1 pseudogene is annotated in these 644 nt (G+C 73.6%); it reads right to left on the reverse strand.

Going from position 1 to position 644, the window contains the following annotated elements:
• Nucleotides 1-644 (reverse strand): annotated as a pseudogene (locus ABD323_RS43480) (hypothetical protein); the annotation flags it as partial.

The following is a 644-nucleotide window of genomic DNA, read 5'->3' on the forward strand; positions in this document are numbered from 1 at the left end:
CCTTCCACTGCGCGGGTAGCGGCCCGGCCCCGGCCTGCCCCGCCGCCGCACCGCTCGCGGCCACCGTGGTCTGCTCGGCGGTCTCGGCGGTGTTCCAGAGGTGGCCGCAGCGCGGGAGAGTCCACCGCTCGGTGTAGTCCTCGCCCGCGGCTTCGAGCGACGGCCCGTCCAGAGCCGGACGGCGGGGCGCGGTGACCGCGCTGATCTCCTCGATCTGGGCGGGGGTGATGCGCCACTGCCTCGCCTTGGCGGGCTGCTTGCCCTCGGTACCGACCAGCAGCGACCCCGGACCGGAGAACGAATCCTCCGCGCGGAGGGCGCGCCAGCCGAAGAGGTGGCCCAGCTCGGAGTCCTCGTAGGCGCCGGTGGCGACCCGGTTCGAGGCCATCTTGCGCACCAGCGGATCGGGCATCACGTCCGAGGTGACCCGCAGGACCGACACCACGGCGCGAATGGCCATGGCGCGGGCAATGCGGATGACCTCGGAGACCCCGGCGAGAACGGCGCGGGCCTCGCGGGTGGCGGCGACCTCGGCGCCCTCGTCCATGATGATGACGATCTCCGGGACGCTCGGCCCGACGGGCAGCTTGTCGTCGTTCGCGTCGCGCATCGCGTCCTGGTAGGCGACCTTGCGGCGCTTGGCG

Origin of the sequence: Kitasatospora nipponensis, assembly GCF_039528135.1 — a bacterium.
Classification (GTDB): domain Bacteria; phylum Actinomycetota; class Actinomycetes; order Streptomycetales; family Streptomycetaceae; genus Kitasatospora; species Kitasatospora nipponensis.